This is a genomic window from Streptosporangium roseum DSM 43021 (assembly GCF_000024865.1).
Taxonomy (GTDB): domain Bacteria; phylum Actinomycetota; class Actinomycetes; order Streptosporangiales; family Streptosporangiaceae; genus Streptosporangium; species Streptosporangium roseum.
The window spans coordinates 6,997,070-7,020,645 of record NC_013595.1 but is presented as its reverse complement, the minus strand read 5'-3'; the positions used below and the strand labels follow the sequence as shown (position 1 = coordinate 7,020,645).

Annotated in this window: 18 protein-coding genes; 11 read left to right on the top strand and 7 right to left on the bottom strand. The window is 73.0% G+C overall.

The window, feature by feature from the left end; translation table 11 throughout:
• The first annotated feature begins 80 nt into the window (after positions 1-80).
• Positions 81-1,028 carry a hydroxymethylglutaryl-CoA lyase gene (locus SROS_RS30955; protein WP_012892860.1) on the top strand — a complete coding sequence of 316 codons (948 nt, stop codon included), beginning with the start codon at positions 81-83 and terminating at the stop codon, positions 1,026-1,028.
• Between the two features lie 2 nt (positions 1,029-1,030).
• Positions 1,031-2,188, top strand: coding sequence for an acyl-CoA dehydrogenase family protein (locus SROS_RS30950; RefSeq protein WP_012892859.1), 1,158 nt, complete (start codon positions 1,031-1,033; stop codon positions 2,186-2,188).
• Between the two features lie 232 nt (positions 2,189-2,420).
• Here the strand turns inward: SROS_RS30950 and SROS_RS30945 are convergent, their stop codons facing one another.
• Positions 2,421-3,005, bottom strand: a complete 585-nt coding sequence (locus SROS_RS30945; protein WP_012892858.1) for a nucleosidase — start codon at positions 3,003-3,005, stop codon at positions 2,421-2,423.
• A 273-nt stretch (positions 3,006-3,278) separates the two neighbouring features.
• Positions 3,279-4,268, bottom strand: coding sequence for an LLM class flavin-dependent oxidoreductase (locus SROS_RS30940; protein WP_012892857.1), 990 nt, complete (start codon positions 4,266-4,268; stop codon positions 3,279-3,281).
• A 221-nt stretch (positions 4,269-4,489) separates the two neighbouring features.
• On the opposite strand from SROS_RS30940, the gene SROS_RS30935 reads away from it, so the two are divergent.
• The gene (locus SROS_RS30935; protein WP_012892856.1) at positions 4,490-5,836 is read left to right on the top strand and encodes a glycoside hydrolase family 6 protein; all 1,347 of its coding nucleotides are present in this window, start codon (positions 4,490-4,492) and stop codon (positions 5,834-5,836) included.
• Positions 5,837-6,174: 338 nt separating this feature from the next.
• Positions 6,175-8,133 (top strand): APC family permease, encoded by a 1,959-nt coding sequence (locus SROS_RS30930; protein ID WP_148269254.1) that lies wholly within the window; start codon positions 6,175-6,177, stop codon positions 8,131-8,133.
• A gap of 135 nt (positions 8,134-8,268) precedes the next feature.
• Here the strand turns inward: SROS_RS30930 and SROS_RS30925 are convergent, their stop codons facing one another.
• Entirely contained in the window at positions 8,269-8,796 is a 528-nt protein-coding gene (locus SROS_RS30925; protein WP_012892854.1) for a MarR family winged helix-turn-helix transcriptional regulator, read from the bottom strand.
• 79 nt (positions 8,797-8,875) lie between these two features.
• On the opposite strand from SROS_RS30925, the gene SROS_RS30920 reads away from it, so the two are divergent.
• Positions 8,876-9,307 carry a DoxX family protein gene (locus SROS_RS30920; protein ID WP_012892853.1) on the top strand — a complete coding sequence of 144 codons (432 nt, stop codon included), beginning with the start codon at positions 8,876-8,878 and terminating at the stop codon, positions 9,305-9,307.
• Between the two features lie 81 nt (positions 9,308-9,388).
• Here SROS_RS30920 and SROS_RS30915 read toward each other — a convergent pair whose 3' ends face one another.
• The 4 genes from SROS_RS30915 to SROS_RS30900 form a co-directional block, all read right to left on the bottom strand.
• Positions 9,389-11,161 carry a hypothetical protein gene (locus tag SROS_RS30915; protein ID WP_012892852.1) on the bottom strand — a complete coding sequence of 591 codons (1,773 nt, stop codon included), beginning with the start codon at positions 11,159-11,161 and terminating at the stop codon, positions 9,389-9,391.
• 64 nt (positions 11,162-11,225) lie between these two features.
• Positions 11,226-12,176: a carbohydrate kinase family protein gene (locus tag SROS_RS30910; protein WP_012892851.1), complete on the bottom strand. Its 951-nt coding sequence runs from the start codon at positions 12,174-12,176 to the stop codon at positions 11,226-11,228.
• Positions 12,177-12,183: 7 nt separating this feature from the next.
• Positions 12,184-13,122 carry a pseudouridine-5'-phosphate glycosidase gene (locus SROS_RS30905; RefSeq protein WP_012892850.1) on the bottom strand — a complete coding sequence of 313 codons (939 nt, stop codon included), beginning with the start codon at positions 13,120-13,122 and terminating at the stop codon, positions 12,184-12,186.
• Between the two features lie 118 nt (positions 13,123-13,240).
• Complete coding sequence (locus tag SROS_RS30900) at positions 13,241-14,659, bottom strand: YeiH family protein (protein WP_012892849.1); 1,419 nt, start codon at positions 14,657-14,659, stop codon at positions 13,241-13,243.
• A 70-nt stretch (positions 14,660-14,729) separates the two neighbouring features.
• On the opposite strand from SROS_RS30900, the gene SROS_RS30890 reads away from it, so the two are divergent.
• The 6 genes from SROS_RS30890 (at position 14,730) to SROS_RS54020 (ending at position 23,130) form a co-directional block, all read left to right on the top strand.
• Positions 14,730-15,671, top strand: coding sequence for a LysR family transcriptional regulator (locus SROS_RS30890; RefSeq protein ID WP_012892848.1), 942 nt, complete (start codon positions 14,730-14,732; stop codon positions 15,669-15,671).
• A gap of 172 nt (positions 15,672-15,843) precedes the next feature.
• The gene (locus SROS_RS30885; protein WP_245564341.1) at positions 15,844-17,334 is read left to right on the top strand and encodes a phytoene desaturase family protein; all 1,491 of its coding nucleotides are present in this window, start codon (positions 15,844-15,846) and stop codon (positions 17,332-17,334) included.
• Positions 17,335-17,393: 59 nt separating this feature from the next.
• Positions 17,394-18,107, top strand: a complete 714-nt coding sequence (locus SROS_RS30880) for a response regulator transcription factor (protein ID WP_012892846.1) — start codon at positions 17,394-17,396, stop codon at positions 18,105-18,107.
• Positions 18,104-19,498 carry a sensor histidine kinase gene (locus SROS_RS30875; protein WP_012892845.1) on the top strand — a complete coding sequence of 465 codons (1,395 nt, stop codon included), beginning with the start codon at positions 18,104-18,106 and terminating at the stop codon, positions 19,496-19,498. The genes SROS_RS30880 and SROS_RS30875 overlap by 4 nt, the downstream gene beginning before the upstream one ends.
• A 156-nt stretch (positions 19,499-19,654) precedes the next feature.
• On the top strand, positions 19,655-20,863 hold the full coding sequence (locus SROS_RS30870; protein WP_012892844.1) for a bifunctional glycosyltransferase family 2/GtrA family protein: 1,209 nt from the start codon (positions 19,655-19,657) through the stop codon (positions 20,861-20,863).
• Positions 20,860-23,130 (top strand): ArnT family glycosyltransferase, encoded by a 2,271-nt coding sequence (locus tag SROS_RS54020; protein WP_012892843.1) that lies wholly within the window; start codon positions 20,860-20,862, stop codon positions 23,128-23,130. The genes SROS_RS30870 and SROS_RS54020 overlap by 4 nt, the downstream gene beginning before the upstream one ends.
• Positions 23,131-23,576 lie beyond the last annotated feature (446 nt).

Sequence of the window (23,576 nt, the reverse complement as noted above, 5' to 3'; positions counted from 1 at the left end):
GAGCCGTACGGGAGCCCGGCGGCGGGACGGGGAGCCGCGGCGGAGCGGCCGGGGGAGACCCCGGCGGGGCCGGAGGAGTCATGATGCGCGAGCCGTACCGGACGCCGGCGGCGGGCCTGCCGGAGCGGGTCACGATCTACGAGGTCGGGCCCAGGGACGGACTGCAGAACGAGTCGGCGGTCGTCCCCGTCGAGGTCAAGGCCGAGTTCGTCGCCCGGCTGGCCGCCGCGGGGCACCGGGTGATCGAGACGACCAGCTTCGTGCACCCCACGTGGGTACCCCAGCTCGCCGACGCCGCGGAGCTGCTGGCCCGCCTGGAGCGGGTCCCCGGCGTGCGCTACCCGGTGCTCGTGCCGAACCGGCGGGGCCTCGACCGGGCGCTGGAACACGGCGTCCGGGAGATCGCCGTCTTCGCCAGCGCCACCGAGACCTTCGCCCGCAAGAACCTCAACCGGACGCTGGAGTCGCAGTTCGAGATGTTCGAACCGGTGGTCGCGCGGGCGCTGGACCACGGCCTCACGGTCAGGGCGTACGTGTCGATGTGCTTCGGCGACCCGTGGGAGGGGCCGACGCCGATCGGGCAGGTGGTCGCCGTGGGCCGCAGGCTCCTCGACCTGGGCTGCTCCGAGCTGTCGCTCGGGGACACCGTCGGCGTCGGCACCCCCGGCCACGTGAGCGCGCTGATCGAGGCCTTCGGCGGCCCCTCCCGGCTCGCCGTGCACTTCCACGACACCTACGGCCAGGCACTGGCCAACACCCTCGCCGCACTCCAGGCGGGTGTGACCGTGGTGGACGCCTCCACCGGCGGCATCGGAGGCTGCCCGTACGCCGAGAGCGCCACCGGCAACCTCGCCACCGAGGACCTGGTGTGGATGCTGCACGGTCTCGGGGTCGAGACCGGGCTGAACCTCGAATCGCTGGTGGAGACCAGCACCTGGCTGGCCGCGAAGCTCGGCCGCCCCAGTCCCTCGCGGGTCGTCCAGGCACTGGGAACGGCCCCGGCGACCGATCAAGACGTCAAGGAGTGACGATGCCCAAGCTCAACGACGAGTACGAAGACCTGCGCAAGACCGTGGAGGCGTTCGCCCGCGACGTGGTGGCCCCGGTGATCGGGGACCTCTACGAGCGTGAGGAGTTCCCCTACGACATCGTCCGGCAGATGGGCGCGATGGGCCTGTTCGGGCTGCCGATCCCCGAGGAGTACGGCGGCATGGGCGGCGACTACTTCGCGCTCTGCCTGGTCCTGGAGGAGCTGGCGAGGGTCGACTCCAGCGTGTCCATCACCGTGGAGGCCGCGGTGTCGCTGGGCGCGATGCCGATCTACCGCTTCGGCACGGCGGAGCAGCGCGCCACGTGGCTTCCCCGGCTGACGTCGGGCGAGATGCTGGGCGCGTTCGGCCTGACCGAGCCGGGCGGTGGTTCCGACGTGCCCGGGGGCATGCGGACCACGGCCGTACTGGACGGGGACGAGTGGGTGATCAACGGCTCGAAGGCCTTCATCACCAACTCCGGCACCGACATCACCGGTGTCGTGGGCGTGGCCGCCATCACCGGTGAGCGCGCCGACGGCAAGAAGGAGATCTCCACGATCCTGGTCCCGTCCGGGACACCGGGCTTCACCGTCTCGAAGAAGTACTCCAAGGTCGGCTGGAACTGCTCCGACACCCGGGAGCTCTCCTTCTCCGACTGCCGGGTCCCGGCGGAGAACCTGCTCGGCGAGCGGGGCCGCGGCTACGCGCAGTTCCTGCAGACCCTCGACGAGGGCCGTATCGCGATCGCCGCCCTCTCGGTCGGCCTGGCCCAGGGCTGCGTGGACGAGTCCCTGCGCTACGTGCGCGAGCGCCGGGCGTTCGGCCACCCGATCGGCCACTACCAGGCCATCCAGTTCAAGATCGCCGACATGGAGGTCCGCACCCACACCGCCCGCCTGGCCTACTACCATGCGGCGGAGAAGATGCTGGCCGGTGAGCCGTTCAAGAAGGAGGCGGCCATCGCCAAGCTCGTCGCCGGCGACGCGGCCATGGACAACGCCCGCGACGCCACCCAGATCTTCGGCGGCTACGGGTTCATGAACGAATACCCCGTCGGCCGCTTCTACCGCGATGCCAAGATCCTGGAGATCGGGGAGGGAACCAGCGAGGTCCAGCGCATGCTGATCGCCCGCGAGCTGGGCCTGTCCGACCTCTGAGGCGCGGGCACACGGGCCTGTCCGACCTCTGAGGCGCGGGCACACGGGGCGGTCCGGGCTCCGAGCCGCGTCAGGGCCCGGAGGGCTCCGAGCCGCGGAGCCTGGCCTGGCCGGGCTTCCGAGGGAGCCGAGCCGTGAGCCGGGACTGACCGGGCTCCGAGCCGTGAACGCACGGGACGGGGGAGCGGGCCTGCCGCGGAGGCGGCCCCAGGGCCGGCCCTGTTCCGTGGGGTCAGGACTGCCGGGGCATGTGCAGGGTGGCCCAGTCGGCCAGGGCCCGGGCGCAGCCGGCCACCGACTCGCGCCAGCTCTTCGCCGCGCCTTCGCCCGCGTCGTCGCTGACGTGCTTGACGATGCGGAGCGCGACACCGGCCTGGGCCGCGGCCGTCGCCAGGGCGTAGCCCTCCATGTCGACCAGGTGGGCCCGGGCCGCCAGGCGTTCGCGCGCGGCCTCGTCGGCGATGAAGGCGTCGCCGGTCGCCAGGACCGGGCCGTCGTCCGCGTTCAGGGTCAGCGCCGCTCCGTAGGTCTCGCCGGTGAGGGTGCGCAGCAGGTCGGTGTCCAGGTCGTGCTGGATCACGGAGCCGACGACGTGGGTGCCCGTCCATCCCGGGCGCAGCGCCCCTGCCGTGCCCAGGTTGACGACATGGGAAGGGCGGGGCCCGCGGGCGAGGACACCGGCCAGGGCGACCGCGGCGTTGACCTTGCCCATGCCGGTGAACAGCACCGGCAGATCCGTGTCGAGGAACTGCGCTTCCTCCTTGACCGCGAGGACGAGCAGCGGGCGGTCAACGGTGATTCTCCCGACGAGTTCCATGGGCAAACGTTAGGTCATCGGCCCGGCGGCTCCGTGGCGGGGGACCGTCGCCGCGGCCGTGTTCCCGTACGAGCCGCCGCCACCCGCCGGACGGGACCCAGCCGGTGAGACGTGGCCGCACCGGGCGGCGCAGGGGCCGGCCCGGCGGCACCGGGGAGAACCCGCCGTTGCCGGCCTTCTTCTCCGGCAGTTCGTCTTCTTCTCCGGCAGTTCGTCGTGCGGGAGTCGTCACCGTCCCGGCCGGAGGGGCCGGAGCCGAGAGGGTGGGCCCCGTCAGGCGGGGACCAGTCCGCTGACGTCCGCCAGCAGCTCGTAGGAGCGCAGCCAGGCGTCGGTGTTCCTCGCCTGGGTGGCGACGATGAGCTCGTCGGCCTGGGCGTGCTCGGTGAAACGGTCGAGGTAGTCCCTCACCTCGGCAGGGGTTCCGACGGCGGAGTACTTGGTCATCTGCAGCACTTGCCGTCCGGCGGGCGACTGGAGGATCATGTCCGCTTCCTCCGGGGTGAACGTCCGGCCTCTGCCGAAGAACAGCTTCACCCTGTTGCGCCGCGCCGCCAGGAGCTGCTCCTGCGCCTCGGCGGTGGTGTCCGCGGCTATGACGTTGACCCCGGCGATGACATACGGCCGGTCGAGCTGCGGGGACGGCTCGAACTCGCGCCGGTAGACGGCGACCGCCTCCTCAAGCATGTCCGGGGCGAAGTGGGAGGCGATGGCGTACGGAAGTCCGAGCGCGGCGGCGAGCTTGGCCCCGAACAGCGAGGAGCCGAGGATGTACAGCGGCACGTTGGTGCCCTTCCCCGGCGTCGCGTCGACGCCGGGGATCCGGGACTCGCCCGTCAGGTATCCCTGCAGTTCCAGGACGTCCCGGGGGAAGTCGTCCGCGGACCTCGGGTCGCGGCGCAGGGCGCGCATGGTCTGCTGGTCGCTGCCAGGCGCCCGCCCGAGGCCCAGGTCGATGCGTCCCGGATGGAGTGTTTCGAGGGTTCCGAACTGCTCGGCGATGGTCAGCGGGGAGTGGTTGGGGAGCATCACGCCGCCGGCCCCGAGGCGGATCGTCCGGGTCAGCGCGGCGACGTGGGCGATGAGCACGCTGGTGGCCGAGGACGCGATGGTGGCCATGTTGTGGTGCTCGGCGTACCAGATCCGCCGGTAGCCCCACTCCTCGGCGCGCCGGGCCAGGGCCACGCTGGCGTCGAAGCTGTCGCGCGGCGTCCTGCCCTCGGGGATGTGCGCGAGGTCGAGGATGGACAGTGGAACGCTCATGGGGAACAGCCCTTTCATCGCGAGCGGCGGCGACCGGCCGGACTGATCGGGAAGGCCAGGTCCGGGCCGGAGCCGCGCTGTGAAACTTTCAGCGGTCGCAGACGGTATCAGCACAGCTCAGAGCTGATGCGAGTGGGCGGACGACAGTTCGGACTATATGCAGAGATTGTCGCGCCGTTATTGTGGGAGCGCTCCCATGCCCCCCTCGAAGGAGCCCATCCATGCCAAGAAGGTCGATTCTGGCCACGCTCTGCGCGGCCCTGGTGGTCGTGACCGGTGCCGCGGTGTCCGCGGCCTCCGGAGCGTCCGCGGCCGATTCCCCGTTCTACGTCGACCCCGAGACCAGTGCGGCCAAGTGGGTCGCGGCCAATCCGGGGGACTCCCGCACGCCGGTCATCCGCGACCGGATCGCCGCCGTCCCGCAGGCGCGCTGGTTCACCACGACCAACACCTCCGCGGTGCGCGGGCAGGTGTCGGCGTTCGTCGGCGCCGCCGCGAGCGCCGGCAAGACCCCCATCCTGGTCGTCTACAACATCCCCAACCGGGACTGCAGCGGCGCGAGCACGGGTGGCGCGCCCACCCACGCGGCCTACCGGCAGTGGATCGACGAGCTCGCGGCCGGTCTTCAGGGACGTCCCGCGACGATCGTCCTGGAGCCCGACGTGCTCCCGATCATGACCAACTGCATGAGCTCCTCCCAGCAGCAGGAGACCAACGCCTCCATGGCGTACGCGGGCAAGAGGCTGAAGGCCGGTTCGGCGTCGGCGAAGGTCTACTTCGACATCGGGCACTCCGGATGGCTGTCCGCGTCCGAGGCCGGGGCCCGGCTGAGGGCCGCGGACGTCGCCAACAGCGCCGACGGCATCTCCCTCAACGTCTCCAACTACCGCTGGAGCTCCACCGAGGTGGCGTACGCCAAGAGCGTCATCTCCGCCAGCGGCGTGTCCCGGCTGCGCGCGGTGATCGACACCAGCCGCAACGGCAACGGCCCGCAGGGCGGCGAGTGGTGTGATCCGGGCGGCCGGGCGATCGGGACGTTGAGCACGACCGGCACCGGAGACTCGATGATCGACGCGTTCCTCTGGATCAAGCTGCCCGGCGAGGCCGACGGCTGTATCGCCGGCGCCGGGCAGTTCGTGCCGCAGCGGGCCTACGACCTGGCCATCGCGGCCCCGCCGCCCACCCCCACCCCCACCCCCACCGTGACCCCCACCCCGACCCCGACTCCCACCGTCACCCCCACCCCGACCCCGACCGGCGGGAAGGCCTGCACGGCCGCGTACAAGCTGGTCGGCTCCTGGCAGGGCGGCTTCCAGGCGGAGGTGACGGTGAAGAGCACCGGCGGCGCGGCCATCGCGGGCTGGACGGTGAGCTGGTCCTTCCCGAACGGCCAGAGCGTCACCCAGCTCTGGAACGGACGGCACACCCAGAGCGGCGCCGAGGTCTCGGTACGCAACGCCGACCACAACGGCGCCCTCTCCCCGGGTGCCTCGGCGTCCTTCGGCTTCACCGGCAACTGGTCCGGGACCAACGGTGTGCCGGCCTCGGCCGGCTGCGCCGCCGCCTGACCCGGCGGCGCAGCCATGACCCGGTACGGCCCGCGCGGAACGTGCCCCCCGCGCGGGCCGTACCGGATGTCCTTCTCTCCGGGATGACAGGCTCTCCGGGATGACCGGGATAACTGGGATGACCGGATCCGGCGGCCCGTCCGAGGTGGCGGGGGCACGGCCGTCCAGCGAGGGCCCCGGAGAGGGCGGGGCCGGAAGGGAGACGACGTCGCAGACGCCGGTAACAGCGGGTAAGTCGGCGCTCACCTGTGGGTATCAACCCGGTGGCGCGGATCCCGTGGAGGGGGCGCGCCGAGGCCTCCGGCCGGTGGGCGGATCTTCGACGGGGAGTGACGGTGGTGGGTGGGGGCCCGGACGGGACGCGGGGCGGGGTGGGGGTGGAAGGCGGCCGTCCGAGGGGGCGGCTGTCGCGGTGGCTGCTGGCGGAGCCCTCCGCGAAGGCCCGGACGGCCCCACGCGAGGAGCATCCGTGGTGGCGCGTCATGTGCCTCACCGGTGTGGACTACTTCTCGACCCTGGGCTACCAGCCCGGAATCGCCTTCCTGGCCGCGGGTGTCCTGTCCCCGATCGCCACGCTGGTCCTGGTCGCGGTGACGCTGCTGGGCGCGCTGCCGATCTATCGCCGCGTCGCGGAGGAGAGCCCGCACGGGCAGGGGTCCATCGCCATGCTCCAGCACCACCTGCCCCGGTGGCGGGGCAAGCTCCTGGTGCTGGTCCTGCTCGGCTTCATGGCGACCGATTTCATCATCACCATCACGCTGTCGGCCGCGGACGCCACCGCCCACGTCATCGAGAACCCCTTCGCCCCGCACCTCCTGGACGGGCACCGCATCGGCCTCACGCTGCTGTTCATCATGTTGCTCGCCGGGGTCTTCCTGGGCGGGTTCAGCGAGGCCATCGGCATCGCGGTGGGCCTGGTGGGCGTCTACCTGACGCTCAACCTGATCATCGTGGTGACGTCCGCGCAGCACCTTCTCGCCCGGCCCGAGACCGTGGTCCACTGGGAGAACGCGCTGACCGCGCAGTACTCCAGCCCGCTGGTCATGATCGGCGTGGCGCTGCTGGTCTTCCCGAAGCTCGCGCTGGGGCTGTCGGGCTTCGAGACGGGTGTCGCCGTGATGCCCCTGGTGCGGGGATCGCAGGACGACGATCCCGAGCGTCCGGCAGGCCGGATCAGGGGGACCAGGCGCCTGCTCACCGTTGCCGCGTCGATCATGAGCTTCTTCCTCATCGCCAGCAGCCTCGTCACGGCCATGCTCATCCCCGCCGGGGAGTTCCAGACGGGCGGGCGGGCCAACGGCCGCGCCCTCGCCTACCTCGCCCACGAACATCTCGGGGAGGTCTTCGGCACCTTCTACGACGTCAGTACGATCACCATCCTGTGGTTCGCCGGCGCGTCGGCCATGGCCGGCCTGCTGTCGATCGTGCCGCGTTACCTGCCCCGGTACGGCATGGCACCGCAGTGGGCGTCCGCGACCCGCCCCCTCGTGATCCTCCTCACCGCTGTCGCGTTCGCCATCACGATCATCTTCAGGGCCGACGTCGACGCCCAGGGCGGGGCCTATGCCACGGGCGTGCTGGTCGTGATCCTCTCCGCCGCCCTGGCCGTCACCCTGTCCGCCCGTTCCCGGGGCGACCGCAGGGGGGTGGCCGTGTTCGGGGTGATCACACTGGTGCTCGCCTACACCACGGTCGCCAACATCTTCGAGCGTCCCGAAGGCATCAAGATCGCGTCGTTCTTCATCACGACGATCATCGTCGTGTCCTTCGTCTCGCGGGCCAGCCGGTCCCTCGAACTCCGGGTGGACGAGGTCGGGCTCGATCCCCGGGCGCGGTCGTTCGCCGAGGAGGCCGCCGCGTCGGGACGACTTCTGCTGATCGCCGACAACCCGGACGACAGGGATCATCTCGGCTACCGGGAGAAGGAGAGGCGCGCCCGCAAGCTGCACCATCTGCCCGGGGACGCCCCAGTGGTCTTCCTGGAGGTGACGGTGACCGACGCCTCGGAGTTCAGCACCAAGCTCCTGGTCAGGGGCGAGGAGCGGGACGGCGGCCACCGCGTCCTCACCGTCCGGAGCCCCGCGGTCGCCAACGCGATCGCCGCCATCCTGCTCCACCTGCGAGACCGCACCGGTCTCATCCCGCAGGTCTACTTCCACTGGGCCGAGGGCAACCCGGTGATGGCCCTGCTCGGCTATCTCGTCCTCGGCGGGGGCGACGTCCCGCCGCTGACCCGGGAGATCCTCCGGCGGGCCGAACCCCGCCCGGACCGTCGGCCGCAGGTCCACGTCGGCTGAGCGCCGCCGTACGGCCCGGCCGGGCGGCGGGCACGAGGCGCCGGCCGGCCGGGCGTGGTGCGGCGTCCGGCCGCCGGGGTCAGCCGGGCGGGGTACGGTCCCCGGTCCCCGATCCCCGGTCTCCGGCCGCCGGGGTCAGCCGGGCGGGGTGCGGTGCGCGGTCCCCGGCCGCCGGGCACCGGCCCGCGCCTCGGTCGCATGGCCCGGCGCCGCCGTCATCACCGCCGCGGCCTTCGACATGATCCGCGCCATGGCCTGGAGCTCCTCGGGGGTGAGCTGGTCGATCAGGAAGGCGCGGACGACGGCCACGTGGCCCGGCGCCGTCCGCTCCAGGCAGCGCACGCCCTCGTCGGTGAGCACGGCGAGGACTCCCCGCTCGTCGGAGGGGCAGGTCGTCCGCTCGACGAGACCGAGCTTCTCCAGCTGGCCGATCTGGTAGGTGAGCCCGCTTTTCGACACGACCACCTTGCGTGCGAGCTCGGTCATCCGCATGCGCCGCTCGGGGGAGGCCGAGAGCTTGGCGAGGATCTCGTACTGGGCGTGGGTGAGCCCGGAGTCGGCCTTCAGCTGCTCCTCGACGCGCCGTTCCAGGAGGTGTGTCGCGGTGACATAGGCCATCCAGGCGTCCAGCTCGATCTCGCTGAGCCATCTCGTGTCCTTCACCTCGCCATTCTACGGCTTGTTCAAATTTGAACTAACAGTTAGGGTGTGGTTCAAATTCGAACAACTAGAAGGAGTTGCCATGCTTGAGCGGATACGGCCCGTCGCCCTGCTGCTGGGGCGGATCGTCATCGGGGTGGTCTTCTTCGCCCACGGCTGGCAGAAGTTCACGGTGATGGGCATGGACGGGGTGACGGCGTTCTTCGGCTCGCTGGGAATCCCGATGGCGGGGGTGGCGGCACCGGCGGTGGCCGTACTGGAGATCGTCGGCGGGATCGCCTTCATCCTGGGCGCGGGGCTGCCGGTCGTCGGCCCCCTGCTCGCCCTGGACATGATCGGTGCGATCGTGTTCCTCCACGCCGGGAACGGCTTCTTCGTGGAGAAGGGCGGCTACGAGTTCGTTCTCACCCTCGCCGCGACCAGCCTGGCCATCGCCTTCAGCGGCGGCGGCCCTCTCGCCGTCGACACCCTGTTGCGGCGGCGACGCGCCCCCGCCCTCGCGTCCGTGGCGTAGGCGGAGCCCGGCGCCGGCGGGCGGGTGGGGGCCGGCCCCGGTCACGGCCGGTGGGGCGGCTCCGTGAGCCGCCCCGGCTTGTCAGCTGGGTAGCTGGGCGTCCAGGCGATAGCCGTCCACGGTGACGTACACCTGGTCGCCCGGCCGGGCGTTCAGGCGCATCAGCACCGGCTGTAGGGAGTCGAAGACCGGATGGTCACGCCAGACCAGCACCACCGCGTTGTCGCCCGGACCGGTCACCGACAGCAGCGTGCCGGGACGCATGCCGAGCTGGGTGGCGTATCCCTCCGGGACCGCCACCGGGCCGCCCCGCAGGTGCTCGCTGGTCACCTCGATCCGCTGCCAGCGGCTCGGATCGGTGGCCGGGGTGGTCGGCGGGTGCATCGGCGCCCGCTGGCTGGTGATGAGGTGGGGCCGGGTGTTGCCGCCTGACAGGGCCGACAGCGCGGCCAGCGCGGCGCGGGGATCGATGGAGTTGGCGTTCACCTGCGGGATCGGCTGGCCGCCGCGGTGGTGGTGGCCGTTGGCTCCCGGCGTGCGGCGGGGGAGCTGCTTGCCGCCGTCGGGGGAGGAGTCCTGGACGGTCTCGTCCCGCGTGGCGCTGGTGGCGAGCGCGTCCAGCCAAGCCTGTGCGGAGTGGGTGCGGATGCCGAGCTGGTGCTCCATGACCGCGACCATGTCGGCGTCGACGGGTTTGCCCGCCAGCAGCTGCCGGGTGCGGTCGCGCAGGCCCCCCAGATCGCCGACGACGAGCCAGCCGTCCTGCAGCCGTCTGTCGGGCATGAGCGTGACCAGCACCCGCCAGAGCGGGGTGCGGAGCGTGGGGACCTCGACGGGGTGCGCGGGGTCGGCGCCGATGAGCTGGTCCTGCGTGGCGGCGGCGCCCAGCCACTCGGTGAGCCCGAACATGTGGCCGGTGAGCGGCGCGGACTCGGAGGAGCGCAGCCAGAGCAGGATGCGTTCCTCGGCGGCCCGCTGGGCCATGGACAGCGCGTCGCGGTCGGCGTTCAGCTTGTGCGCCAGCGCCCGCAGGCTGATCGGGTCGACGGCGAACAGCCGCTCCACGGCGACCGCGCGCTCCAGCGGGCCCCAGTCGCGGAACATGTTGTCCACCAGGCGGACCAGCGGGTAGTCGTTGAGACTGACCTGCGGCTCGGCGGCGGGTTCGGCCGGTGCCTGCTGAGGCGCGGCAGGCACTTGCTGCTGTACGGCCGGGCCTTGCTGAGTTGCGGCCGGAGCCTGCTGCGGTACGGCCGGAGCCTGCTGCGGTACGGCCGGTGCCTGCTGCGGTACGGCCGGGCCCTGCTGAGTTGCGGCCGGAGCCTGCCGCGGGGGTGCTGCCGGTGCCTGCTGCGGCACGGGTGGGACCTGCTGCTGCGGTGCCTGCTCCGCCGGTGCCTCCGCGGCCGGCGCGGGCTGCTCGGTGATCATCGGGATCCGGCTGAGCACCTCGCGGAACATCGCGGTCACCACGACCTCGGGAGAGACGGCTGCCGAGGGGCCGCTCAGGTCTCCGGTGGTCAGGCGGCGCAGCCGGGACCAGCCGCCCAGCCCGGCCAGGGCCGAGCGCGCGGGCTCGGCCCAGCCGGGCAGGGTGGGATCGACGGTGTGCACGTGCAGCGCGGGCAGCACGTCGCTCAGCGGCAGGTGGTCCCATCGGGACACCGAGAGCCGGGCCAGCCGGTCGCAGACCCAGTCGAGCCCGGCGACGCCGAGGGCCTTGGGCAGGGTGACCGAGGACCACCAGCCCGCAGGCAGGCGGGGATCGGCCAGGGCTTCGGCGATCTGCTGTGGCCGGCTCCAGCGCAGGGCCGGAACCAGATCACTCAGGCAGATCGATGACTCGGCATCCATCGGCGGACCGCAACCTCCCCAAAGTGACGCATGTGGCTAATGGTGCAGCCTACGCCGCAAGCTATCAATTGGTGTTAAGAGGGTAAAGCTGGTCCGTACCCATTTCGGACGCGAGGATGCGGGGCCGGCCGCCTATGGCTGTCACAGCCTCGGCTCCGGCCCGGCGTCCCGCGTCCAGCGCGGCCTCGTCGTCGGCCCCTCTCAGCAGGGCGGTCAACAGGCCGGCGGCGAACGCGTCCCCCGCTCCGGTCGAGTCAACCACTTCCGTGGCGATTCCGGGAACCCGAGCGGTCAACTTTCCGTCCTTCGCCATCAGAGCGCCCCGGGAACCGAGTTTCACGGCCGCCGCGCCGTACCGGAGGCTCAGCCGTTCGGCGGCCCGCTCGGCGGAGCTCTCGCCGGCGAGCAGCAGCGCCTCGTCCAGGTTCGGGATGATCAACTGGGCGGCCAGGGTCTCCTGGACGAACCGCTCGGGGCCGAAGGAGCGCAGGGGGCCGGTCGAGGCCGGATCGACGCTGATCGTGACGCCGCGCAGGGTGGCCTCGGCCATGGCCAGCCGGGAGAGCTGCAGTCCCGGCTCGGCGAACAGCGTGTATCCGGACAGGTGCAGGTGGCGGACCCCGTCGAGCAGGGTGGCGTCCCAGTCGTCGACGCCGATGTGCCCGCCCGCGCCCCGGTTGGTGAGCATGGAACGCTCCCCGGTCGCGTCGACCATGGCGATCACCACCGCGGTCGGGCGGTCGGGATCCATCCGCAGGTGCGGCCGGACCCCGACGCGCCGCAGCTCGGCGGCGTGCCACTCTCCGGTGTCGAAGCCGACCCGGGTCAGGATCCGGACGTCGGCGCCCAGGCGCGCGGCCCAGGAGGCCGTGTTGGCCCCCGAGCCGCCCGGGCGCAGAACGATGTCGGCGTCGGTGTCCGTGCCGAGGGCCAGCCCGGCCAGGGCCGGCCCTCCGTGGAGTGCGACGACGTCGGTGACGACGTCGCCGATGACCAGCAGGCCCGTTCGGGTCACGACTTCCTCAGTTTCCCCGGCTCCACGACGCCGCGATCTGCCCGGCTATCCGGACGTTTCCTCGTACGGCGGCCAGATTCGCCTCAAGCGAGGCGCCGTCGGTGCCCCTCACCAGGTACTCCAGGAGGAACGGGGTGATGGCCTGGCCGGTGACCCTCTCCCGGTCGGCGGCGGCCAGGGCCTCGGCGAGGACCCGGTCGTGCAGGGCGGGGTCGAGCTGCTCGGCCACCGGCACCGGGTTGGCCACGATCAGCGCGGTCTCCGGGCCGCCGAGCGCGTCCTGGGCCCGCATGATGTCGGCGGCCTCGGCCGGGGTCTCGATCCGCCAGTCGATCGGCTCGCCGGAGGTGTGCAGGTAGAAGCCGGGGAACTCGTCGGTGCGGAAGCCCGCGACGCTGACCTCACGGGTCTCCAGCCGCTGCAGGGTGCCCGGGACGTCCAGAATGGACTTCACACCCGCGCAGACGACGGTGATACGGGTGCGGCTCAGCATGTCGAGGTCGGCGGACTCGTCCTGGCTCTCGGTCCACCCGCGGTGCACGCCGCCGAGACCGCCGGTGGCGAAGATCCGGATGCCCGCCCGGGCGGCCAGGAACGAGGTCGCCGAGACCGTGGTCGCCCCGCTGGCCTTCAGCGCGGCGGCGGCGGGCAGGTCGCGGAAGCCCAGCTTGCGCAGGCCGGACTCGGTGGCGATCCGCTTGAGCTCACGCTGGTCCAGGCCGATGTGCGCGACGCCGTCCAGCACCGCGATCGTCGCCGGCACCGCCCCCGACTCACGGACGATCTCCTCCAGCTCCAGCGCGACCTCGAGGTTGCGGGGCTGGGGCAGGCCGTGCGAGATGATCGTGGACTCGAGTGCCACGACCGGGGCGCCCTGCGCCAGTGCCTCGGCCACCTCGTCGGAGGGCCGGAGCACGTTGTCGATGGGCTGCTGGGTGGTACGCATGAGCGGGTTCTGTCTCCTCGTCCGGACCGGATGGTCACCCTGTTGGAACGATGTAAACGGGTTCCACTGGTTTAAAGGTGCACGTTACGGGGGTTGTCGGGAGACGTCCACTTGGAGTTCAGCCCATGATGACCACGCCGAGCAGTGAGATCACGCCGATGACCGCCGTGGCCGCTCCGCCCAGCAGCAGGGACCGTCCGCCGCGCGCCAGCTCCCTGAGGTTGACGCCTGTCCCCAGCCCGAAGAGTGCGGCCGCGAGTAACACTCCTGTCACCTCGGGCAGCGCCCGGGTGACCTCGGCGGGGACCAGGCCCGTGCTCCGCGCGATCACCATTGTGAGGAATCCCGCCACGAACAGGGGCATCACCGGCGGACGCCGCCCGGCACCCGCGACCGTAGAGCCCGCCCCGCCCTCCGCCACGCCCCCCGCCGTGCCCTTGTCGCCCGCCGTGCCCGACGTGCCGGTATCCGTCATATCCGCCGTGTCTGCCGTGTCCGCGCCGCCGCCTTCCGGCACCCCGGTCCCGGGAGCCCCGGGCGGGCGGGGCGCCGCGCCGCGCCGCAGGGTGGCGGAGGTCAGTGCCACGATCGGGGCCAGCAGGACGACCCGGGCCAGCTTGGCCACCACCGCGCTCGCCAGCACCCCCGCCCCGGCGGTCGCGCCGATGGCCGCCACCTGGGCGACCTCGTGGACCGAAGCGCCCGCCCACACGCCGAACTGGTGCGGCGTCAGGCCGAAGAACCGTGCGAGCAGCGGCAGCACGACGATCGTGGCGCTGCCGTACAGGACGACCACGCTGACCGCGCTCGCCACGTCGTCGTCGTCGCTGTCGGCCACCTCGTGCATGGCGGCCACGGCCGCGGCCCCGCACACGGAGACCCCGGTCGCGATGAGCAGCGACCTGCGCGGGCTCACCCCCATCCGCTTCCCGATCCACCGCGTGGCGAGGAACGTGCCGCCGGTGGCGGCGGCGATCACCATGAGCGCCCGCCAGCCGAGTGCGAGCACCTCCGGCAGGGCGATCTGCAGCCCGAGCAGCACGATCGCCAGGCGGAGCAGCCGGCGGCCCGCGAACCGCAGCCCTGGGCGGAGCGACCGGTGGAATCCACCGAGGTTGGTGAGCGCGACCCCGCAGGCCACCGCGATGACGGCCGCGCTCGTCCCGGGGACGGCCCGGCTCAGTGCCGTCGACAGGACCACCACCGCGGCCGCCACGCCCAGGCCGGGTGCGAGGGTGCCGAGCTCCGCCGCCGCCCGCCGTACCGGGCCGGGCCGGGGAACGACGCCTGGGCCGTCGCCGGGAGGCCGGGGAACGACGCCCAAGATGTCGCCGGAGGGCCGGGGAGCGATGCCTGGGTCGTCGTCGGCGGGCCGGGGGGCGGCGTCCCGGGCGTCGCCGGCGGGCCGGGTGGCGGGCTCAGAGGCGGCGCCGGCGAAGGAGTCCGCGCCCTGCCCGCGGCGGGCCGGTCCGCCTCCGCCCGGGGCATGCCTGTCGGTGAGGTGTCCGGAGGAGCCGGTGAACGGGAGGAAAGCCATGATTCGAGTGTTGACGCAGGTCGGCGCGGCCAGTAGCCGTCATCTCCCTGGAAGGTCATAGCCTAGGGCTATGAGCGAGTTGCCCGATCTCGGGTCCCTGCGGTTGCTCGTCGACGTGGACCGCCTGGGCAGTCTCGGCCAGGCGGCCCGGGCGGCGGGCATCGCCCAGCCGTCGGCGAGCAAGCGGATCGCGCTGCTGGAGCGCCGTCTCGGGCTCCCCCTGCTGGAGCGCACCCCGCGCGGCTCCACCCTCACCCCGCAGGGGGTGATGGTCTCGGCCTGGGCCGCGCAGGTGCTGGCGGCGGCCGAGGAGCTGATGCGCGGGGCGGAGGCGGTGCGGCACGGCCGGGCGGCCCACCTGCACATCGCGGCCAGCATGACGGTGGCCGAATACCTGCTGCCGCGCTGGCTGGGGGAGCTGCAGAACCGGGAGCCTCAGGTCCAGGTCGGGCTGGACGTGCAGAACTCCGCGGAGGTGGCCAGGCTGGTCGGCGGCGGGATCGAGCTCGGCTTCGTGGAGGGGCCCTCGGTCCCGCCGGGGCTCGCCTCCCGGGTGGTGGCCACCGACCGGCTCGTCGTGGTGGTCGCTCCCGGCCACCCCTGGGCGCGCCGCCGTACGGCGCTGCTGGCCGCCGAGCTCGCCGCCACCCCGCTGGTCGTCCGCGAGCGTGGCTCCGGCACCCGCGAGACCCTGGACCTGGCGCTGAACGGCCACGCGGCCGCGGCTCCCCGGCTGGAGCTCGGCTCCAACGCCGCGGTCAAGGGCGCCGCGGGCGAGGGCGCCGCCCCCGCCGTGCTCAGCGGCTACGCCGTCGAGGCCGAGCTGGCCACCGGCCGTCTGGCCGAGGTCGCCACCCGGGGGATCAACCTCGAACGCCGCCTGCGCGCGATCTGGCGGCGGGGCCGCACGCCCACCGGCCCCGCCGCCACTCTCCTGAAAATCACCCTGTCCACGGCCGCGAGCGAGCGGGGGCCCCGGACCGGACCGGCGGCGGGCCGATCCGCACCGTAGACCGATTTGTCGAGTTCGCTATATGGTGCGGCGCATGGTGTCGATTGGCGTGTCGCGTGTGCCCCGTCCTGATCCGCACTGGCAGACCGGTCTCTGACCTGGGCGGAGCCCTTCTCGCCCCGTCCTCACCTGACCCCTGGATGTCCCCGTGTCCCGTTCCCGCCATGACGCAGTGATCATCGGAGGCGGCCACAACGGCCTGGTCGCCGCCGCCTACCTCGCCCGCGCGGGCCGCAAGGTCCTCGTCCTGGAACGCCTCGGCCACGTCGGCGGCCTCGCCGTGTCGGCGCAGGCCTTCCCCGGCGTCGACGCCCGGCTCTCGCGCTACTCCTACCTGGTCAGCCTGCTGCCGGCCAAGGTCGTGGCCGATCTCGGGATCAAGGTCGAGCTGCGCCGCCGCCGGTACGCCTCCTACACCCCCGCCGGGGACACCGGCCTGCTGGTGGACAACGGCGACGCCGCCCGCACCGCCGCCTCCTTCGCCCGGGTCACCGGAGGCACCGCCGAGCTGGAGGCGTGGCGGCGCTTCTACGCGATGACCGCCGACGTCGCCGAACGGGTCGCGCCGACCCTGCTGGAACCGCTCATGGACCGTGCGGCGATGCGGGACCTCGTCGGCCGGCAGGCGTGGCGGGAGCTGTTCGAACGGCCGATCGGCGAGGTCGTGGACGAGCGGTTCGCCGACGACACCGTGCGGGGCGTGGTGCTCACCGACGCCCTGATCGGCACCTTCGCCGACCCGTGCGACCAGGGCCTGCTGGCCAACCGCTGCCTGCTCTACCACGTGATCGGGGACGGGACCGGTGACTGGAACGTCCCTGTCGGCGGCATGGGCGCGGTCTCCGGAGCCCTGGCCGGCGCCGCGCGCGCGGCCGGCGCCGAGATCCTGACCGGCGCCGAGGTCGTCGCCGTCGACCCGTCGGGCGAGGTCACCTTCCGCGACGCGGACGGGGAGCACACGGTCCGGGGCGAGCGGATCCTGGCCAACGTGCCGCCCGCCGTGCTCGCCCGCCTGCTGGGGGCCGGCGAGCCGACACCCGAGGGCGCCCAGCTCAAGGTGAACATGGTGCTGTCCAGGCTGCCCCGGCTCAGGGATCCCGACGTGGACCCGGTGGCGGCCTTCAGCGGCACGTTCCACATCAACGAGGGCCGCGACCAGCTCGCCCGCGCCTACGCGGAGGCGGCGGCCGGGCGGATCCCGGAGCTGCCCCCGGCCGAGGTCTACTGCCACTCCCTCACCGACCCCTCCATCCTCGGCCCGGGCCTGCGCGCCGCCGGAGCCCAGACGATGACCCTGTTCGGCCTCCACATGCCCGCCCGGCTGTTCCGCGAGGATCCGGCCGGGGCACGCGAGGCCGCGCTGAGGGCCACGCTGGCCTCGATCGACCGGGTGCTCGCCGAGCCGATCGAGGACTGCCTGCTGCGCGCCCCCGACGGACGCCCCTGCCTGGAGGCCAAGACGCCGGTCGACCTGGAGAACGAGGCGGGCCTGCCCGGCGGCCACATCTTCCACCGCGACCTGTCCTGGCCGTTCGGCGAGCCGGGCAAGTGGGGCGTGGAGACCGCCTTCGAGCGCATCCTGCTCTGCGGCGCGGGCGCCCGGCGGGGCGGCGGCGTCAGCGGCATCCCCGGCCACAACGCCGCGATGGCACTGCTGGCCTGACCGCCGCCGCGGCGGAGGACGTTCATGGGGTTCTCACGATGAGCCTCTAGCGTTGGGGCATGGGTGACGATGAGGCGGCGCGCGTGCTGGTCGTGGACGACGAGCCCGCGCTCAGGGAGGCACTGCAGAGCAGCCTGGAGTACGAGGGATACCGGGTGGGCCTGGCCTCGGACGGACTGGCCGCGCTGGAGATCCTGGAGCGCGAGCCGTACGAGCTGGTCCTGCTCGATGTGATGATGCCCCGCCTCGACGGGCTGACCGCCTGCCGCAGGCTCCGGGCCGCCGGCAACCACGTGCCGGTGCTCATGCTCACCGCCCGCGACGCCGTGGGCGACCGGGTGTCGGGGCTGGACGCGGGGGCCGACGACTACCTGGTCAAACCGTTCGAGCTGGACGAGCTGCTGGCCCGCGTCAGGGCGCTGCTGCGGCGCAGCGCCCTGACCGCGCCCGCCGCGGCCGACGACGACGGCGGCGTGCTCCTCCACGGCGACCTGCGGATGGACACCGCCAGCCGCGAGGTCACCCGCGCGGGCGAGCCGCTGGAGCTGACCAGGACCGAATACCTGCTGCTGGAGCTGCTGATGGTCCATCCCCGCCAGGTGCTCACCCGTGAGCAGATCCTCAGCGAGGTGTGGGGCTTCGACTTCGAGCCGTCCTCCAACTCCCTCGACGTCTACGTCATGTATCTGCGCCGCAAGACCGAGGCCGCCGGGCGGTCCCGGCTGATCCACACCGTCCGGGGCGTCGGCTACGTGCTGCGGAGCTCCCCTTGAGGGGGCGCCGCTCCCTGCGCTCCCGGCTCACGGCCCTGATCACGGTGGCCGTGGCCCTCGCCATCGCGGCCTGCGCCGGAACGTGCTGGCTGATCGTCCGCGACGAGCTCTACGACCAGGTGGACCGGACGCTCCAGGGCCACCCGAGGGGAGCGCCGCCCGGGGAGAGGCCGCCGAAGGAGCGGGACCTGTCCCGGGTCCTGGAGCTGTGCGCGGCCGGGCGGACGTCCCCGGCCGGCGGCGACGAGCTGCGGCCCTTCCTGTCCCTGGTGCAGGTGGTCTACCTGGACGGCCGGCAGTGCGTGCTCGGCCCGACGGCGGTCGTGGTGACCAGGGCCGACAGGGCGGTGGCGGCGGGCGGGCCCGGTGACGCCGAGCTGCGCAACGGCGTCACCGACGAGGGCGAACCGGTGCGGGTGCGGACCGCGAACGTCGCACCCGGCGTCGCGATGATGGAGTCACGGTCGCTGGCCCAGACCGAGTCGACGCTGACCTGGCTGGCCGGGATCCTGGCGGGGGTGGCCGCGCTCGGGGTCCTGGGCGCGGCCCTGGCGGGCCTGCTCATCTCCCGTACGGCGCTGCGCCCGGTCGGCCGCCTGACCGAGGCCGTGGAGCACGTCGCCAGGACCGAGGACCTGGCCACCAGGATCCCCGTCGAGGGCACCGACGAGATCGCCAGGCTCGGCACCTCCTTCAACGCGATGACCAGCGCGCTGGCCGGGTCCCGGGAGCGTCAGCGGCGGCTGATCGCCGACGCGGGGCACGAGCTGCGCACCCCGCTCACCAGCCTGCGCACCAACATCGACCTGCTGCTGCGCAGCGAGAACACCGGCCGCCCGCTCGGCCCGGACCCCAAGCGCAGGCTGCTGGGCAACCTCAAAGCCCAGTTCGAGGAGATGTCCACGCTGGTCGGGGACCTGCTCCAGCTCTCCCGCTCGGAGGACGAGCACGAGCCGTACGTCGAGGTGGCCCTCCACGACGTGGTCGAGTCGGCCGTGCGCCGGGCCCGGCTCCGCGCCCCCGAGACCCCGATGGAGGTCGGCCTCGGGCCCTGGTACGTCCACGGGGACCAGGCCGCCCTGGAACGGGCCGTGGTGAACCTCCTGGACAACGCGGTGAAGTTCTCCGCGGGCCCGGTGACCGTACGGCTGCGCGACGGTGAGCTGACCGTCCGGGACCGGGGGCCGGGCATCCCGCAGGACGAGCTGCCGTACGTGTTCGACCGCTTCTGGCGGTCCTCCTCCGCCCGGAGCATGCCCGGCTCGGGGCTGGGACTGGCCATCGTGGCGCAGGCCGTACGGGACGCCGGGGGGGAGGTCGCCCTGGAGAACGCCGCGGGCGGCGGGACCCTGGCCAGGGTGCGCCTGCCGGGCTCTCCCCATCAGATCTGAGAAGATCACCCGAAATTCCCCTATAACTAGTCATTCCTATGAGCTTCCAGCCATCCTGGAGGCTCTTCGGTTTCTCACCTGCCGTTAACGATCGCCTCAGGTTCACTCAAGATCCCCCGGCGAGCCTGAGGGCATGAGACATCCGAGTCGTCACTCATGGGGGGAAGCGTGAAGCAGTTGACGGCACCGCCACGCACCCGGCTGGTCGAGATCGTGGTCCCCGTGTACAACGAGCAGCGGGTGCTCGCCGAGAGCGTCCGCCGCCTCCACGCCTACCTCGCCGGCACCTTCCCCTACGGCTTCCGCATCACGATCGCCGACAACGCCAGCACCGACGCCACCTGGCAGATCGCCACGGACCTCGGCCGTGAGCTGTCCCACGTGCGCGCCGTCCACCTGGACGCCAAGGGGCGGGGACGGGCGCTGCGCCGCGTCTGGTCCGAGAGCGACGCCGACGTGGTCAGCTACATGGACGTGGACCTGTCCACCGATCTGGACGCCTTCCTGCCGCTGGTGGCCCCGCTGCTGTCGGGCCACAGCGACCTGGCCATCGGCACCCGGCTGTCCAGGGGCGCCAACGTGGTCCGCGGGCCGAAACGGGAGCTCATCTCGCGGTCCTACAACCTGCTGCTGCGCTCGGCGATGGGCGCCGGCTTCTCCGACGCCCAGTGCGGCTTCAAGGCCGCCCGGACCGAGATCGTCCAGGCGCTGCTCCCCGCGGTCGAGGACGAGGAGTGGTTCTTCGACACCGAGCTGCTGCTCCTCGCCGAGCGGCACGGCCTGCGCATCCACGAGGTGCCGGTCGACTGGGTGGACGACCCCGACAGCCGGGTGGACATCGTCAGGACGTCCATGGACGACCTGCGGGGGATGGCCAGGGTGGCGCGGAAGACCCTGTCGGGCGCGGCCCGGATCCCGGTGCCGCCACGTGTCCAGAAGGCCCGGCTGCCCACCGGCATGGCCCGGCAGCTCCCCAGCTTCGCCGTCATCGGCGTGATCAGCACCCTGGCGCACCTGGCCCTGTTCGTCACCCTGCGGCTGGTGGTGCCCGCCGTGGTCGCCAACGGCCTGGCCCTGCTCATCACCGCCGTGGCCAACACCGCCGCCAACCGTCGCTTCACCTTCGGCGTCACCGGCCGCGCCGGAGCCCTGCGCCACCAGCTCGAAGGCGGCCTGGCCTTCCTCATCGGCCTCCTGCTCAGCACCGGTGGCCTGGCCCTGCTCGGCTACCTCGCCCCCGGGGCCTCCACCGCCGTCGAGATCGCCGCGGTCGTCGCCGCCAACGCCCTGGCCACGCTGGTCCGCTTCCTCCTGCTCCGCGTCTGGGTCTTCAACCCCCGCCGCGCGAAGGAAGGCGCCCGATGACCTCCCGTACCCCCGGCCCATCCGTTTCCTCCCCCGCCGTCTTCGGTCAGGGGTCCGTGCCCGCCGGTGCCGCCGTCTCCGGTCAGGGGTCTGTGCCCGCCGGTGCCGCCGTCTCCGGTCAGGGACCCGGGCCCGCCGCCGGCCCGATGCCCCCGGGCGGCCCTGCCGCGGCCCCCCGCCACGGGATCTCCTCCGACGACGGCGCAGGCGCGGCGAAGAGCCCTACGGCGGGGTCCGGCGCCGCCGTACGGCGGGCGGTCCTCGGCGCACCCGGCGACCCGCGCTGGGCGCGGCCCGGCCTGTGGGGGGTGCTCGCCCTGGCCGCGGTCCTCCACCTGTGGGCCCTCGGGCGCAACGGCTACGCCAACGACTACTACTCCGCCGCGATCCTGTCGGGCACCCAGAGCTGGAAGGCCTTCTTCTTCGGCGCCCTGGACGCCGGATCGTTCATCACCGTGGACAAGCCCCCGCTCGCGCTGTGGGTGATGGGGCTGCCGGCCAGGATCTTCGGGTTCGGGACGTGGAGCATGCTCCTGCCCCAGGCACTCGCGGGCGTCGCCGCCGTCGCCGTGGTCCACTCGGCCGTACGGCGGGCGCTGCCCGGCACGCCGGGCCATGCCGCGGGGCTGCTCGCGGCCCTGGTGATGACGCTGACCCCGATCACGGTCGCGATCAACCGGGACAACAACCCCGACACCGTCCTCGTCCTGCTCCTGGTCCTGGCCGCCTGGTTCTGCCAGGAGGCGATCCGCACCGGCCGGACGCGCACGCTCGTCCTGTCGGCCGTCCTCGTCGGCCTGGCCTTCAACACCAAGATGCTCCAGGCCTACCTGGTGCTCCCGACCTTCGCCCCGCTCTACCTGGCCATGGCCCCCGGCACGGTGCTCCGCCGGCTGGGCCGCCTGCTCGCGGCGGGCGTCGCGCTGGTGGCCTCCAGCGCCTGGTGGATGGTGATCGTGGACCTGTGGCCCGCCGCCGGCCGCCCCTACATCGGCGGCAGCACCGACAACTCCGTCTGGGACCTGGTCATCGGCTACAACGGCCTCGGCCGGATCTTCGGTGGCGGCGGGCGCGGCGGCTTCGGCGGGGGAGGGGGCGGTTTCGGCGGCGAGTCCGGAGCCGGGCGCCTGTTCAACGACGTCATGGCCGGGCAGATCTCCTGGCTGCTGCCCTTCGCCGTGATCGCCCTGGCCGCCGGGCTGGTCCTGGCCGGCCGCGGTTCCCCGCGCGGCACCCGCGTCGCCCTGCTGCTGTGGGGCGGCTGGCTCGCGGTCCACTACGTGGTGTTCAGCTTCTCCAGCGGCACCTTCCACCCCTACTACTCCACCGCCATGGCGCCGGCCGTCGCCGCCCTGACCGGTCTCGGCGGGGTGCTGTCGTGGCAGGCCTACCGGCGGGCCGGGGCGTGGTCGTGGACGCTGCCGGCCGGCATCGCGGTCACCGGCGCGTGGGCCTTCGTGGTGCTCCGCCGTACCCCGGACTTCGTGCCCTGGCTGGCCTGGACGGTGGCCGCGGTGACGGTGGCCGCGGTGGCCGGGCTGGTCCTGGCCCGGCTCGGCCGGCGCCTCGGGCAGCGGATCGCGGTGGTCGCCCTGATCGCCGGGCTGGTCGCGGGCCTCGCCGGTCCCGCCGCCTACGCCCTGACCCCGCTCGGCTCGGCCGTCAACGGCACCAACCCCACCGCGGGGCCCGCTGGCAGCGGCGGCTTCGGCGGCATGCGAGGTCCCGGCGGGATGCGGGGCGGCTTCCCGGGCAGGCTCTCCGAAGGAGGCCCGGCGGACCTCCCCGGCGGAGGTCCGGGCGACCTCCCGGAGGGTCTCCCCGGCGGCGGCCGTGAGGCGGGCTCGCCCGGCGGCACCGGGCGGTACGGGCCGGAGGGGATGCCCGGCGGGATGATGCGGGGCGGTCCCGGCGGGGCCGTGGACCAGAAGACGACCGAGTATCTGCGCAGGAACCAGGGCGGCGCGACCTGGCTGGTGGCGGTGAGCAGCGCGCAGAGCGCCTCGTCGCTCATCCTCTCCACCCGCCTGCCCGTCATCGCCATGGGCGGCTTCACCGGCGGCGACCCCGCCATGACCGTGGACCGGCTCAAGGAACTCGTCTCCTCCGGGCAGCTCAGGTATCTGATGCCGGGCGGCGACCGGGGCGGCCCCGGCGCCGGCGGCGGCTCCGAGGTGAACGCCTGGGTGCGGGCCAACTGCACCGTCGTCGCCCCCGCCGAGTACGGCGGCGCCGAGGGCAGCCAATCCCTCTACCGCTGCGGCTGACCCCGCCCCGGCCACAGGGCCCTCCACCCCCGGAGGACCTCCACCCCCGGAGGACCTCCACCTCCGGAGGACCTCCACCTCCGGAGGACCTCCACCTCCGGAGCCCCACTCCCGGAGAGCCTCCGCCCGGCCCCGCGTGGTGCCGGGCGGAGGCCGTGCCCGCCCAGCGGGGGTTCCGCGATTACTACCGGAACCCCTGCTCGGCGAACAGCTCATTGCCAGCGGCGGTCTGGGTGAAGACCTCCTTCACGGCCCTCCGCTCGGGTCGGTGTCATAGGCCGCAAAGTAAGGGCGTATCCCCAGGTCAGGACAGCGCGCCGATGCCTGTCGAAATCCGCTCACCGACCCGTTTGCCAACGTTGATTCTCGGCACGAGTTCTCGACGCTCACCACCTGCGACCTCGTAGTTTCCCGGTGGAGTGTCGACAGACGAGGGTCTGCCGACA